The sequence below is a fragment of the Candidatus Comchoanobacter bicostacola genome (assembly GCF_024172705.1).
Classification (GTDB): Bacteria; Pseudomonadota; Gammaproteobacteria; order Comchoanobacterales; family Comchoanobacteraceae; genus Comchoanobacter; species Comchoanobacter bicostacola.
The window spans coordinates 182,098-195,414 of the sequence record NZ_CP092900.1; the positions used below are offsets into that span (position 1 = coordinate 182,098).

Consider the following 13,317-nt stretch of genomic DNA (forward strand, 5'->3'; position numbering starts at 1 on the left):
CCGTGGTAAAAGCCAGCGGACAAAATGTTCGCTGGCATGATTTTTCATTAAGCTATTATTTTAGTAAATGACTCTCTTTTCATGACAGTTTTCATCAGCTTTGTCAGTGCATCCCATTGATTTGCTTTTTCGAGATCAAAGCCAGCCATCTGTAGCGCGAGAAGCTGTGTTGTTACAGCAATGTCTGCCATAGAAAACGCATTGCCTGCTAGCCACTCATTCTTTGATGCTGCAAGGTTTAAGTAATCTAGGTGAGCTGGGAGTTCATCTTTGATTGCTTTAGAGATCATTGCTTCATCTGCTTCCATATTCAACATGGCAGGTTTCACGACACGTTCGACAAATATTTTGCTGTAGGCTACCTCACTCAATACCGTGTCTGCATATTTCTCAAACCACATAGCCTTAGCTTTTTCTTTTGCCTGGGTAGGGTAGAGACTATTGCCACTTTTGTATTCTCCATCTAGGAATGCCGCAATCACCGCTGAATCAGCAACTGAATAATCACCAACTTGTAATGCTGGAATCTTGCCTAGCGGACTCGCTTGGTCAAAATCATTAGCAACTTCTTGATTGGTCACAATAAGTAGCGATTTTGGCAGGGTTTCTGCTAGTGAGTAGTCTAGTGACTTTTCTTCAAGTGCAGCAATTATTTTGCGTACATAGGGTGAAATATTTAGTCCCCAAAGCGTGATTTCTGGGTTAGTGTTTACGTTATTTATATTATTCATTATTAGCTCTCCTGTGTACCTATTGGTAGGTAGTTTTGGTGGTAAAAAAAATGCCTATAATAGGCGGCTTATGATGACATCCATGGCATCGGTAAATCTGTTTTCATCTTTAAAAAGTCTAGTGAGCATTAGAGTCCCTTCAATTGTTGCCATCAGAGCGGTGGCAGTTGACTGGGCATCAATGTCCCTACGAAATTCGTTGGTTTTTGCACCGTTGGATATCAGTTTGGCTAGTGTCGCTTCAATACTGCCTATCAAATTTTGCACGGCTTGCGCTACTGGCGGTTCAAGCGTAAGTATGTCGATAGCGAGCATGCCAGCTAGGCACATTTTTTCTTCGGATAAATAGGTTGTTGCTAATATGCTTTGGCACAGTAATTTTATTTTTTCCCGTTCTGTGAGTGCTCCGTTGCTAGTGATGTTATGCAGATGTTTTTCTGTGGTTTCTTTTTGACTAACGACGACTGCTACTGCAAGATCTGTTTTGGTGGGGAAGTGGTAATGAATGCTGGCTGTTTTAATGCCTACTTTATTACTGATATCTTGAAAGCTAAAAGCATGGTACCCACGTGTTTGAATAAGATGGGTCCCTTCATCGATAATGCATTGTTTAGTATCTTTCATAGCAGAGGTTATGTTGTAATGTTGATTCAACATACCTATTAGTAGGTATGTTGTAAAGTGTTTTGTTAATTGTTTTGAATAAACCGTATTGATTGCATAGTTTAAGCAAAATCACTGTCAGTACACCCATGATAATCAATGATTTAAGATGGTAAGTCAATGACATATGGTTGAGTCTGGTTTTCTTTAAAATAAATTCAGGTTGATATTCTTGGCCATGACAAAATATATCTTAAAAAAGTGTTAATGGTTTAACGCGAGGCAGAGACAAGAAGCTTTTTTTTCTAACAATTCTATTTCGTTAAAATCATTTCTAGGTTTAACCAGCATAACCACAGATTCACGAGTTTGACCATAAAAGGTTTAAAGCTCGCATTCTCATATTAGGCCACTCTTGCTGGTTAATGATTATTTAGCGCTATTGGGTGGATTGCAAAAAGAACGTAATCCTTGGTTCACTTAGGTGGCTAGTTTTACTATAAATTCCGATAATGGTGATATTAAGCGTGATGCTAAAAGCTTTGTAGAGGCGTACAACTAGTAACTCTATCTTATTATCGGAATCTGGGGGTTTATTTTTTATTGTCATCTAACTTTTTTTGAGCCAATAAAAGTTTTCATATTTCATCCTTATAGGTGCATATTAGCTTGAGTAAAGTGAATTTATTGCTAAATAGATTATAGGGGTGAGTAGTATCTTAAACAATTATTTTTATATGAGGTTATAACAGATGTTATATAGGATGTATGTAAAGACGCTAAATTTACATTAAATTAAGATATAGTGTTATTAGGTAGTTAGGTGTTTAGATGGACAGGCAGGAAACGATTAGTCAGTTGAAAAAGATAAAAAATATAGGACCAGCGATGGCAAAAAAACTTTATGATGCAGAAATTTATCGCTTAGAGGATCTGATCAAGTTAGGGGCAGAGGAAGCTTATATTAAGATAGATGAATCGGGTGGCTTTTGTGGGATACATCATCCAGCCTATTTATATGCGTTGGAAGGAGCAATTATTGATTGTGGTTGGAAGGACTTGCCCCAGGAGAGAAAGCATGAGCTTAAAGCGTTTGCGGCAAGGTTATAAATTAGGTTTCATAGGGTTGTCTAACTAGGGCGTATGAATAATGTTTAGGGTGCTAATTAACATGATTTAAACTCTTTGGGTGATATTGAGACTTGAGTTGACTTATTCTTGAGTGGGTATTATAATATCTATTGTGGGTGTAAAAAGGGCTTAAGGGTTATTATGGTATCGATTAAATCGCCATTTGAGATGGCTAGTGAAATTGCTAACAGGGCTCAAGAGAAGCGTTTGAAGCTTAATTTGAGTCAACAAACTCTGTCTGAAAAATCAGGGGTGAGTTATGGCACATTAAAGAAGTTTGAGCAAAAAGGGCAAATATCATTGGAGTCATTGCTCATGATTGCCCTGGCGCTTGGTGAGATGGATGCATTTGAACATCTTTTTGCACAAACGGATGATAAATTGCCAGCATCTCTTGATGAGTTTTTAGATGATCATCCTAGAAAAAGAGGCCGAAAATGAAATTTAATCCTGTAAAAGTTGTCCATGTTTACTACAAACCTAAGGATGATAAAATTTTTGTGGGTCGATTGGCGCTGAATAACCGCAGGATTTTTTTTGAATATGCTGCAAGTTTTATAGAAACTGGTCTTAATTTATCTCCATTCAAATTACCCCTTAAATCCGGTGTCATAGCAGGAGATGATCTGACTTTTGATGGTTTGTTTGGTGTTTTTAATGATTCTCTTCCGGATGGTTGGGGTCGATTACTGCTAGATCGCACGCTCATCAAACACAACATTAATCCTGGTAGCCTCTCTGTGCTTGATAGGCTTTGCTTTGTAGGTGCTCATGGTATGGGGGCTTTAATTTACGAACCAGAGGCAGAGCGTGCACTAAATGTTCCACATGACTCTTTAGATGAAATCGCTGAAGAAATAGCTGAATTTCAGGAAAGTGACGATGATAAATATGTTGAAGACTTGCTGAATCTCGGCGGTTCTTCAGCCGGCGCGCGGCCGAAAGTTTTAATGCATCTTGATGGCGAGCATTGGCTGGTTAAATTCCCGTCTCACTTAGATCCAAAAGATATTGGAGCCATTGAATATGCTTATTATCTTATGGCAGGGGATGCAGGTCTTGATCTACCCAAAGCTAAATTGTTTCCAGCACGTAGAGGTCTTGGTTTTTTTGGAAGTAGGCGGTTTGATAAAACAGATAATTCTAGAGTCCATATGCATACGATAAGTGGGATTCTGCATGCTGATCACCGAGCGCCAAGTCTTGATTATGAAATGATCATGAAGGCAACGATGCATTTAACGAAAGATATGAAGGAATGCGAGAAACAATATAGGAGTTGCGTGTTTAATATCTTAAGTCATAACAGGGATGATCACTCTAAAAACTTCTCCTTTCTCATGGATCCAAAGGGAGTTTGGCGGGTTTCTCCTAGTTATGATTTAACGTTCTCTTCAGGGCCGAATGGCGAACATTGCTCAATGGTCATGGGTGAAGGTAAGAAACCTGGTATCAAGCAGCTATTAGAGCTGGCTAAAATCAGTAATATAAAAAAATCTGATGCGCTTCAAATTGTTGATGAAGTCAAATCATCTGTATCTAAATGGTGTCATTTTGCAAAAGATGCTGGCGTCAGCGCTGCAAGTAGTAAATTGATAGATTCCGCTATAGCAAAAATAATTAAAGATAATTTTTAAGCGCCACTCATCTAATTACTGCAGGTTTTGTATCAAAACAGAATCTTGGGTCATTTGCAACCCATAAGCTACTTAAACAGATTATATAGGGTTTCGGATCCCTATATGTGTTTTTACTTAAAGCTTGTAGAGCTTCATCGCAACAAAATAGATTTAAATGAAATCCAGAGTGCTGCTATATCAAGCTTACCTAGATTTGAAGCGCATTATGGCCTGTAGCTAGAACAACTGCTTGTTCCTGTCTTTAAGGACAAAGGTAAGTAATCGTATGTCTTCAAATACCCAATCTAATTATTCATGGTGATTATCTAACCCTGATTCTTTCCGAATTACTTCATTGATTGCAGTCCAGTCTTGATCCGCTAGATTGGATTTTGCTGCAGAGGCAAATCGTTCCCCCAATAGCTGGCCAATTCTGGGAACTGCACCAACATCATTAAATGCTTGCTGGAAAACTTGAAGGTCTTTATTACCTCCTGTTACAGCAAAATTTACGGGTGAATAGTTACGGTGATGTATTTTATTAATACATTCTCTAAATCCAGGTAATGGGAAAACTGTATATAATGTTTTTTGGATATACTCTGCAGGTATGCCTTTCTTCTCAGCAAAGACATAAAGCTCGGAAAATAACTCTAGGTTTGCAGTATAGGTATAGTTCATTGCAATTTTCATGACCATAGCCCAATCAGGCTGATCACCCATATAGAATATTTGTTCAGTGAATAATTTGAAGATTGGCTCAAACTTTTGGTTAGCGTTAGAATTTCCTGAAGTAAAAAGGGTTGCTTTCCCCGAAGAAACTTCATTGGGTCCACCTAAAATTGCTGCTGATAAATATTGTTTTTGATTCTCTTTAAAGCTTTCCCAAATATGTATAACCGTTTTTGGTAGAATGGTTTCAGTGCTAATATAACAAGCATGCTCTGGAAGACAGTGTAAGACGCCATATTCACCCATAATCATATCTAGCAGTGAAGTATCATCAAATAAGCATGAAATTACTAGGTCAGCATTTTTGACGGCTTCTTAAATTGACTGAGCGCAGGTAATGCCCTTTGTTTTAAAAGCATCCATTTATGTTTAGATCGGTTGTATATAGTAACAGTCATTCCAGAGCGATGTAAGCGTGTTGCTAGTGCGCTCCCCATTTTACCTAAGCCGATAATGGTTATGTTTACGTTTATATTACATGTTCCTTTTATTAATCAATAAAAACTTAATGTTTTCTAATGGTGGCTTAATTGATGCTGTAATTCCATTTCAGACTCCTTATTATGCATCTAATAGAGCTTATAGTACCTTTCATTGTGAGCATTACAATCAAGGTTTTACGAGCCCATGAGCTATGTAAAAAGACTTTGGATAACTTAAAACTGGCGGAGAGAGAGGGATTCGAACCCTCGGTACGCAGAACGCACACACGCTTTCCAGGCGTGCCCCTTCGACCGCTCGGGCACCTCTCCTTATTTGAGCACAGTGTAGGAGATTATGACCAGATGCGCAAGTATATTGTTTAAAATCATATAGGTTTACACAAACAGTCTGCCTATGAAAAAAGACAGACTGTTTGATGGTTGCAATTATTCAGTGTCCTCAATACTTTTCGAGAGTTGGTGCAACTCTATATCAAAGGCTTTTAGTTCAGGGAAGTATTGATATCTAACTTCCATGACGGCATTCTTAAAGTCTTCAGGGTCCATATTATCTTTATCCTTTTTCAATTGATTTAACGCTTCAAGATAAGGTTTATTCTTCGCCATCTCTTGTATGTCTACTTCATATTTTTTCATTAATTTTTGCATTTTAGGCACTAATTTTGTAAATGCTGTACCCAATTTCCCAGTTCCAACTGATCTAGCTGTATCAATAGAGCTATTGACTATATCTGCTTCAGTTAGCTTTGTCTTTGAATGTGCTAATTCCTGTAAATTCTCCTGCCACTTGCCTTGATATTCATTTAATTCAGTATAGAGTTGTTCTTCTTCTATCATCCTTTTTTTCTCGCATTGAGCATTTTCTTCAAGGTTAACTTGTTCTATTTTTTGAGGGTTTTCGCCTTTTTTTATGATTAGCTCATCGTTCATGACTCTTAATTTAACGTAGTCACCAGCTGATAGACCTACGAGCTTCATGATGCTCTGATCTAAAACAAGTGCGTTACTGTTTCCAAATTTAATTAACTTCTTTAACATGTATTTCTCCTGTATTTACCATGTATATACATTGTATTTACTTTCGGCAATTGTTCAACCATTTGTTTGTTGATTTTTTCTTTTAAACGCATATACAATGATTTAGAATCATTTTGGTGTGGAAGGACGTATACAGTGAGGATGTAATGACCGCTAAAGAGAAAGGTGTAGTTGCATTTTTTAAGAAGTTAGTTTCTAAGAAAAGTGCAAAAGCATACGAATGTGTTACTTCTGGGATTGTAGATAGAGTAAAGCCAAAGTTTATAATAGTAGGAGAACAATTTGCAAAGGACAAGGCAATGTCTGATGCATTTTCTATTCTATTTCAATTAACCCGGTGTATGAGTGTTCAAGAAAGACATATTTTGTCTGGAGAGCTACTTGGAGGAGAGCGAGCTTCATTGGTTTGGCCTGCAAACTATGAAGAAATTAAAAACAGAGCTATAAACAATGATTTTTACATGCAAGATTGGTTGTCTAGAGATAGTGGCGCAGGTAATCATGAAGCATCAATTGCTTGGCAAAAAGTCAATTACTTCTTTTGGAATAAGCTACAGATTGGGTCTGTTGTAAATAGCCAATGTCCCAAGCTCTCAGGGATGTCACCAGCATTGACTAAGTATATACGCTTAGCATTTGAGCAACGCCATTATCTTAAATAACGTGTATAAACGTTGCATATACAATATGCATTTGTAATACTTATTTAATTTGTAAATTGAGAGTTTAATGTCAGAAGTAAAGAACCATATTGTCTTAGTGGGACCGCCTGGTTCGGGTAAGGGAACACTCGCTCAGGAGTTATCTAAGAAACTTGATCTCCCGGTTCTGACTGTTAGCACCGTTTTAAAACAAGCTATGCAAAGTGATCCACAGTTAAAGGCTCTAGCAAAATCATTAATGGATCAAGGTAAATTTGTTCCAGACTCTGTGATATCTGAGGTGATACAACAAGAGTTAAAGAATAGAATCTATGAGAAAGGTGTTATTTTTGATGGGTTTCCGCGTACGTTAGCTCAAGCTGACTTTTTCTCTGATCATCAGGTTGTTGTGGATTTATTCGTGGTGTTAGAAATTGAAGATGCTAAGATTATAGAGCGAATGTCAGGGCGTTTAGTTCATCCTGGATCAGGTCGTATTTATCATGAAGTTAATCGCCCACCCAAAGTTGCTGGTATCGATGATGTCTCAGGGGAGCCTTTAGAGCGTAGAGCTGACGACCAACCTGAGATAGTAGCAGCGAGGCTTAAGGATTACCACGCTCTAACTTCACCTATCATCAAGTGGGGAAGTGCGCCTAATCACCCAAACGTAAAGCATGTGATAAAGTTAGATGGTTCCCAAAAGCCTGATGATGTGTTAGCAGACTTTCTAACGCAAGTCAGCCAGCTATAAGGTATCGTCTTCGGTTATAAACCCGCCAGATTGCATAGCCCACATTCTCGCATAGGATTTTTTGTTGCGGAGTAGCTGTGTATGTGTTCCATCTTCGACAATTGCACCATTATCAAAGACAAGGATTCTATCCATTTTACGTAGCGTGGATAGTCTATGTGCAATTACTAATGTGGTTTTGTCAGCCATAAGGTGTTCTAAACTATCTTGAATATACGTTTCTGTGACCGAGTCAAGCGCACTCGTTGCTTCATCTAAAATAAGGATAGGAGCCTGTTTTAAGAATGCGCGAGCAATTGCAATACGTTGTCGTTGTCCACCGGATATCTTAACGCCGCGTTCACCCACCATAGTATCATATCCTTCAGGTAGCTTAGAAATGAACTCATGACAATGAGCTTTTTTAGAGGCCTCAATGATTTCTTCAATACTAGCATCGGGTTTTCCATATTGGATGTTCTCCATTAGCGTTCTATGGAATAGGATGGGCTCTTGAGGGATTATTGTGATGTGCTCTCTCAGTGATGTCATGGTGACATCAGATATATCATGTTCATCGATTTTTATCTGACCCGCTTGAATATCATATAAGCGTGTAATTAGATTAATAAATGATGTTTTTCCACTACCAGAAAAGCCAACAAGCCCAACTTTCTGATGTTCAGTGATAGTGAGTTGCTTGTTTTCAAACATCTTTGTGTTTTCTTCGTAGTTGAAGTGAACTTGATTAAACGATATGTGCCCTTTTACTTTTTCAAGTGGATAGGCGTCTTTTTTATTATACATCCCTATTGGTTGCATAATGGTTAATGCTTGGTTACACTTTCCGACCTCTTCAGAAAACTGGACATAGTTATTCATTAGATGCCAGATGTTATGGATCATGCCTATGTAGGTATTGGTGACAAATGCAAAGTCCCCAACGGTAACAAGGCCTTGTGAATACAAGTCGACCAAAGTCAGCATGAAGCCACTGATTGTGACGATGATTGTAATTTCCCACCAGATACGCATTTTTAATATGTTTAGCCTAACGTCTTGGTCCATTTGTTTGGTAATGACAGTTTCAGATTCAAGTAGTTGGTTTTCAAGGCTGTTTCTTGCAAACATGCGGATGGTGCTCACATTTCCAATCGCATCAACGATATGACCTATAAGCTTGGTTTTTTGTTGAGAGAATTGACGTGACTGTACTAGAATTTTAGGTGAATAGTAGATGCCAATACTGATAAAAATAACAGACCAGGTGAGCATAATTGCCCATATATAAGGGTGAACGTTATAAAGAAAAATAAACCCAATTACGAATAGCAATAGGTTGAAAATAAATGCTTTGGTATGACTGATAATAGCAATAGAACCGTTTTGCATGTCCATAATACGGTTTGCAATACTGCCTGAAAAATCGTTTTGAAAGAATTTATGCGTATGTTGTATCCCATAGGCAAACATAGAAGTAATGATGTTTTTTCGTATAGTAGGCATAATGTGCCGATCGATTACATCTTCTATCCGATATGAAATAATAACCAACAGCCAAGTGAAGATAAATAAGAATAATGGCTGAGCCAGTACTGTCCATATAGAACCCATATTTATATTATAGTCGGTGAGTGAGTCAATTATCGTTTTAAGAATGTAAGGACTATAAGTCCAGAAAAATGCGTTATATAACGTGAGTATCCCTAAGATTCCGATACGAAACCTGAAGGAACGTAGTTGCTTTATTATAAAATGAATGAGTTGGTTTTTCGTACTAGCCATATTGTAAAGTATATGATGATTATAGATTTTTTATCATAGTCTATTTTCGGGGTTTCTTCAAGACCGTTTTTATGTTGGTTGACTTATAAATTGGTTTTGTTATTTTAACATTCTGTGTTTTGAATTTTACGGAGGATAACGTATGCCTGCTACATGTTATAAGAATGCTAAGAATTGGCGCCCACCCATTGCTAACGATATGTGGAGACATGTGAATGCACCCAGTTATGGAAATGATGAAAAGCAAATTGCTGGTCGAGAAATAAAGCCAACTGGATATTTTAGGATGTCTCTTAATCGACATGATTTCTTTGCTAGCCGAATTGATACGCCGCTAAAGTTAGAAGAATCTATAGTGGGCAACTCATATATTATTAATTGGGTGGGTGCTTTCTATGGATATTCAGTTACATCAATCGAAGCTATTGATGGGGCTAATAAAAACTTTGGTAATAATCAAATAGTGGTTGTAGATATTAAACGTAGTGACAATGTTAGCAGTCAATCATTCCAAAGTAAGATTGGAGAATATGTGTCTCATGCGTCAGAAGGTACAAAACTGGTTTTAAAGTATGATGTTGGCTCATATAGTTACCTTTGGTTCAAGGAAAATGTCGAGTCGCATAGTGAGATGTTTGTTTGGCCTGTGCTCCAGACGGCTAGTATTACGCCTAGAAGATTGGGATTGGTTCCATCTAGGATGAGTTATGCCATAGCAAAAATAAATAAATATGCTCAATATGTGCCTAAATTTTCTAAACAGAGTTATGATCTGCCTCAGCTTGAGGGAGGCGATCCAGTAGAAGAAATAATACATAAGCATTTAGACGTAGGTATTGAATACCTTAAAAAACATGTAGGGGCCAAAGGTGAACGTTTTCTTGGGCAATGGCTAAAGCATGAAGTGAATTTTGCTTTGTCAAATGAAAGCCAATGGGCTAAATTCAATAAATATATATATGCTTATCAAGGTTTTTGTACTGTTTTATTATCGCTTGTGGAATTAAAGTCGATTCACTTAGAAAGGTCACTGCATGAGCAAGTATCAGGCGCATTAGGTCTAGAAATTGAGCAGAAGAATGTTGAGATTTTCCCCTATGGTATGACACCGATAACCTTATTAGTAGATCGTTTGTTGATGAGGGGTACAAAGCGTAAAATTGGATGCTCATCACAACACTATTATGAGACATGTGAATTATTAGGGGAGGTTAAAGAGCGTTTTGGGCATCAATATATGAGCATAGATGAGTGGAAAGAGAGTGACTCTATCCCTGAGGTCATCTTTTGGGAGATGAGAGCTTCAGATGCGAACGCGTCTTCATTGTGTGCATTGCAGGGGGTTGGTGCTCAGGTTGTAAAATGGTTGCAGAGTAAAAATGCATTTAGTAGTGATAAGCCAATGAATTTAATTATAGATATAACAATTGGATCGTATCTAGATAAGAGGGTAGTTACAATGGTTCAGAACTTAGCGCCTTATACTCAGGGTGATAAGCCAATACTACAGCTTTATCTAGTCCAAAGTTTAGCTAAAGATGTGCCACAATTAACGGGAGACTTATTATCTGGAGGGCTATCTATTCATTTGGGAACAAAGTCATTAGATTATCCTTACCAGAGTCAGAAAGAGCTGGAAGTAACAACAGAGTATTACGCGCATATGTTTGCAATGAATCACGGTTTATTTGCAGAATACTGGAGTGAGCGGGTAGACCGTGCGCAGCAGGTCTATTCTTTGCTATCTAATGAAGGGTCATCAGAAACTTCTTTACAAGATACACCATTTTCTCTGGTTAAGTCAGATCAAGAAAATCCTTTTGTGGTACTAGATTTATGGGACAACAAAACCCCAACAGCAATTAGGTTGAAGTTAGAGATGATTGTGACGAACGTTGCAATATGGAGTGGGCTGGTTAAGCGCTCTAGTATGGGGTACGCACATACTTCACTCAATAGTATAGGGTATAATCGCCTCAGAATCAGCTGCGGATTAGAGTCTAAAGGTGTCATTAAACAAGCGATGATAAAAATTAAGAAATATGCTGGTTTAATGAAGGTCGTTCAACAGGGGGTTGTGAAACTTGGTTATCTAACTTTAGGTGAAATGGCAGATTTTCTACGTAAGACTAGGGAGTTGTCAGACAGTAAGTTAAAGTCTCTTGTCTTTTATAGAAATAAAATTCATAGAGTGTCACTCTATAAGTGTAGTGCAGAGAGTCTCTCAGAAAAAGCAATGATAACTTGTAAAGAGTTTTCGGGTGTAATTCCATATGAGGATGCAATAGCAATTCAAGCATTGTCATTGTTTGCAAACGGTCAGCCTACAGGTTTAGAGGTAATAAGTGTTAGTGACGATATGCAATATGAGCTTAAAAGCGACATGTAATTGCTCATATGCCGCATTAAGTAGTATTATTTTGTACTTTTTTTTCGGTCATTATTTTTTCTCTGTTAAACGTTAAAAAAAACAACATCATTTTTATTCAAAGTCATATATTTGTTTTATATCGTAATGTCGATTGACGCCGGTTAAGTAAGAGAGCCTCCTGTTCTCTATGTGAGTAAAGCTTGCATGCTAATATTTAGTTAATATAATGTGATTAAAAAGGGAAGATAATGGTTCAAGGACAATATTTCAGTATTTTAGACTTAGGCTCTAGTCAAATGCGTATGCTTGTAACTAACGGGGAGGACCCAGCACAAGTAATTGCTCATTATGAGGTAGAATCTGAAGGCGTTGCGCATGGAGCAATCATTGATTTAGAGTTAGCAGCAAAAGCTTTAAATACACTTATTAGTGTAGTCCAAGATCAAATAGAGTATAAAGTTTCATCAGTGATTTGTACCTTTTCTGGTGAATCAATTACCTCTCTGAACTCCCACGGAGTAGTTAAAGTTAGAAAGCAAGAAGTAACGGCTTATGATATTGGTGAGTTAGTGAAGACTGCTCAAGCTGTTTCATTAGAAAAGAAAACATTAATTCATGTGATCCCAAAGTCATTTAAGGTCGATAACCAAACGGGTATATCTGATCCGACAGGTATGTTTGGGGTTAGGTTAGAAGGGGACTTTCATTTAATTGCAGCTGATCAAGGAGTCTGTGAAAATATTATTAGGTGTTTACAAAAAGTAGGACTGAGTCTTGAAGGCTTTGTGTATACACCTCTTGGGCTTGCTTTTTCGGCGCTTAGTGAGGATGAAAAGCAGCAAGGTGTTGTCATTGTAGATATGGGTTCGGGAACAACTGATTGCTCAGTATATTTGAATGGTGCGCTTGAGTGGTCACATTCATTGCCTATTGGAGGGGATTCTATAACGCGCGATATTGCTCATTGCTTGAAAATTGATAATATTACTGCGGAGAAAGTAAAGTTGGCGCTGAGCCAGGACCGCAATATGGATTTAGATGTCGTTTTAGATGGGGGTGTGCTTTGCTCTCAAGTGGTGTCGGTGATTGAATCGCGTTATGCTCAAATTATTAAGATGATTGATAGAATGTTAATTAAAGAAGGTCTTAGACACCGATTGGCAAGAGGTTATGTGTTTTGTGGTCAAGCTGCGCGTTATGCAAACCTTGAAGAGGTGTTTGCTAATAATAATATAACACCTTTTAGGAAAGGGCAGTATGCACAGGAAGGGGCAGGTGCTTTGTCTCAATCATGGTTAGGTGCAATTGGATTAGTGTACTTTTATAAAAATATGATGAATGCGGATACCCCGGTTGCAAATTTGCAGCGTAAAGGGAAAGTGTCTAAGTTTTTTGATTGGCTAGAGACATATTTGTAGCTCAATGGGTTAATAGGTTGCAATTGTACAGTAAGTGTATATGCTATTTTGTAGGAAAATAATGAAAGGAGT

Annotated in this window: 13 protein-coding genes and 1 tRNA gene; 7 read left to right on the forward strand and 7 right to left on the reverse strand. The window is 37.8% G+C overall.

Annotation, left to right across the window (positions count from 1 at the left end; genetic code table 11):
- Positions 1 to 47 precede the first annotated feature (47 nt).
- Entirely contained in the window at positions 48 to 731 is a 684-nt protein-coding gene (locus MMH89_RS00875; RefSeq protein WP_258568501.1) for a glutathione S-transferase family protein, read from the reverse strand.
- Between the two features lie 54 nt (positions 732 to 785).
- Positions 786 to 1,355: a TetR/AcrR family transcriptional regulator gene (locus MMH89_RS00880; RefSeq protein ID WP_258568503.1), complete on the reverse strand. Its 570-nt coding sequence runs from the start codon at positions 1,353 to 1,355 to the stop codon at positions 786 to 788.
- Positions 1,356 to 2,165: 810 nt separating this feature from the next.
- Between MMH89_RS00880 and MMH89_RS00885 the strand changes: the two genes are divergently transcribed.
- The 3 genes from MMH89_RS00885 to MMH89_RS00895 all read left to right on the forward strand — a co-directional run bounded on the left by MMH89_RS00885 (position 2,166) and on the right by MMH89_RS00895 (position 4,102).
- A complete protein-coding gene (locus tag MMH89_RS00885) occupies positions 2,166 to 2,444 on the forward strand; it encodes a TfoX/Sxy family DNA transformation protein (RefSeq protein WP_258568504.1) in 279 nt (92 codons plus the stop codon).
- Positions 2,445 to 2,606: 162 nt separating this feature from the next.
- Positions 2,607 to 2,906: a helix-turn-helix domain-containing protein gene (locus MMH89_RS00890; RefSeq protein WP_258568505.1), complete on the forward strand. Its 300-nt coding sequence runs from the start codon at positions 2,607 to 2,609 to the stop codon at positions 2,904 to 2,906.
- On the forward strand, positions 2,903 to 4,102 hold the full coding sequence (locus MMH89_RS00895) for a type II toxin-antitoxin system HipA family toxin (protein ID WP_258568506.1): 1,200 nt from the start codon (positions 2,903 to 2,905) through the stop codon (positions 4,100 to 4,102). Before MMH89_RS00890 ends, MMH89_RS00895 begins: the two co-directional genes overlap by 4 nt.
- Positions 4,103 to 4,393: 291 nt before the next feature.
- Here MMH89_RS00895 and MMH89_RS00900 read toward each other — a convergent pair whose 3' ends face one another.
- From MMH89_RS00900 to MMH89_RS00915, 4 genes are all read right to left on the reverse strand, one after another.
- Positions 4,394 to 5,104: an NAD(P)-binding domain-containing protein gene (locus MMH89_RS00900; RefSeq protein WP_309477200.1), complete on the reverse strand. Its 711-nt coding sequence runs from the start codon at positions 5,102 to 5,104 to the stop codon at positions 4,394 to 4,396.
- A gap of 2 nt (positions 5,105 to 5,106) precedes the next feature.
- The gene (locus tag MMH89_RS00905; protein ID WP_425491981.1) at positions 5,107 to 5,253 is read right to left on the reverse strand and encodes an NAD(P)-binding domain-containing protein; all 147 of its coding nucleotides are present in this window, start codon (positions 5,251 to 5,253) and stop codon (positions 5,107 to 5,109) included.
- A 226-nt stretch (positions 5,254 to 5,479) separates the two neighbouring features.
- Positions 5,480 to 5,568 (reverse strand) — tRNA-Ser (locus MMH89_RS00910).
- Between the two features lie 117 nt (positions 5,569 to 5,685).
- Positions 5,686 to 6,297, reverse strand: a complete 612-nt coding sequence (locus MMH89_RS00915) for an AbrB/MazE/SpoVT family DNA-binding domain-containing protein (protein WP_258568508.1) — start codon at positions 6,295 to 6,297, stop codon at positions 5,686 to 5,688.
- Positions 6,298 to 6,443: 146 nt separating this feature from the next.
- Here MMH89_RS00915 and MMH89_RS00920 point away from each other — a divergent pair, with 146 nt between their 5' ends.
- Both MMH89_RS00920 and MMH89_RS00925 read left to right on the forward strand, forming a co-directional pair.
- Positions 6,444 to 6,959, forward strand: coding sequence for a hypothetical protein (locus tag MMH89_RS00920; protein ID WP_258568509.1), 516 nt, complete (start codon positions 6,444 to 6,446; stop codon positions 6,957 to 6,959).
- 67 nt (positions 6,960 to 7,026) lie between these two features.
- The gene (locus MMH89_RS00925; RefSeq protein ID WP_258568510.1) at positions 7,027 to 7,692 is read left to right on the forward strand and encodes an adenylate kinase family protein; all 666 of its coding nucleotides are present in this window, start codon (positions 7,027 to 7,029) and stop codon (positions 7,690 to 7,692) included.
- Here MMH89_RS00925 and MMH89_RS00930 read toward each other — a convergent pair.
- Positions 7,687 to 9,456, reverse strand: a complete 1,770-nt coding sequence (locus MMH89_RS00930; RefSeq protein WP_258568511.1) for an ABC transporter ATP-binding protein — start codon at positions 9,454 to 9,456, stop codon at positions 7,687 to 7,689. The two genes, MMH89_RS00925 and MMH89_RS00930, sit on opposite strands and share 6 nt — an antisense overlap.
- A gap of 142 nt (positions 9,457 to 9,598) precedes the next feature.
- On the opposite strand from MMH89_RS00930, the gene MMH89_RS00935 reads away from it, so the two are divergent.
- Together MMH89_RS00935 and ftsA are read left to right on the forward strand one after the other, a co-directional pair.
- Positions 9,599 to 11,845, forward strand: coding sequence for a hypothetical protein (locus MMH89_RS00935; protein WP_258568512.1), 2,247 nt, complete (start codon positions 9,599 to 9,601; stop codon positions 11,843 to 11,845).
- Between the two features lie 230 nt (positions 11,846 to 12,075).
- Positions 12,076 to 13,245 carry a cell division protein FtsA gene (gene ftsA / locus MMH89_RS00940; protein WP_258568513.1) on the forward strand — a complete coding sequence of 390 codons (1,170 nt, stop codon included), beginning with the start codon at positions 12,076 to 12,078 and terminating at the stop codon, positions 13,243 to 13,245.
- Positions 13,246 to 13,317: the final 72 nt, after the last annotated feature.

Excerpts from the sequence above, each read along its gene's own strand:
- MMH89_RS00935 (WP_258568512.1), top strand. The coding sequence starts at position 9,599 with ATGCCTGCTACATGTTATAAGAATGCTAAGAATTGGCGCCCACCCATT.
- MMH89_RS00890 (WP_258568505.1), top strand. The coding sequence starts at position 2,607 with ATGGTATCGATTAAATCGCCATTTGAGATGGCTAGTGAAATTGCTAAC.
- MMH89_RS00885 (WP_258568504.1), top strand. The coding sequence starts at position 2,166 with ATGGACAGGCAGGAAACGATTAGTCAGTTGAAAAAGATAAAAAATATA.
- MMH89_RS00925 (WP_258568510.1), top strand. The coding sequence starts at position 7,027 with ATGTCAGAAGTAAAGAACCATATTGTCTTAGTGGGACCGCCTGGTTCG.
- MMH89_RS00915 (WP_258568508.1), bottom strand. The coding sequence starts at position 6,297 with ATGTTAAAGAAGTTAATTAAATTTGGAAACAGTAACGCACTTGTTTTA.
- ftsA (WP_258568513.1), top strand. The coding sequence starts at position 12,076 with ATGGTTCAAGGACAATATTTCAGTATTTTAGACTTAGGCTCTAGTCAA.
- MMH89_RS00895 (WP_258568506.1), top strand. The coding sequence starts at position 2,903 with ATGAAATTTAATCCTGTAAAAGTTGTCCATGTTTACTACAAACCTAAG.
- MMH89_RS00875 (WP_258568501.1), bottom strand. The coding sequence starts at position 731 with ATGAATAATATAAATAACGTAAACACTAACCCAGAAATCACGCTTTGG.
- MMH89_RS00920 (WP_258568509.1), top strand. The coding sequence starts at position 6,444 with ATGACCGCTAAAGAGAAAGGTGTAGTTGCATTTTTTAAGAAGTTAGTT.
- MMH89_RS00905 (WP_425491981.1), bottom strand. The coding sequence starts at position 5,253 with ATGGGGAGCGCACTAGCAACACGCTTACATCGCTCTGGAATGACTGTT.
- MMH89_RS00930 (WP_258568511.1), bottom strand. The coding sequence starts at position 9,456 with ATGGCTAGTACGAAAAACCAACTCATTCATTTTATAATAAAGCAACTA.
- MMH89_RS00880 (WP_258568503.1), bottom strand. The coding sequence starts at position 1,355 with ATGAAAGATACTAAACAATGCATTATCGATGAAGGGACCCATCTTATT.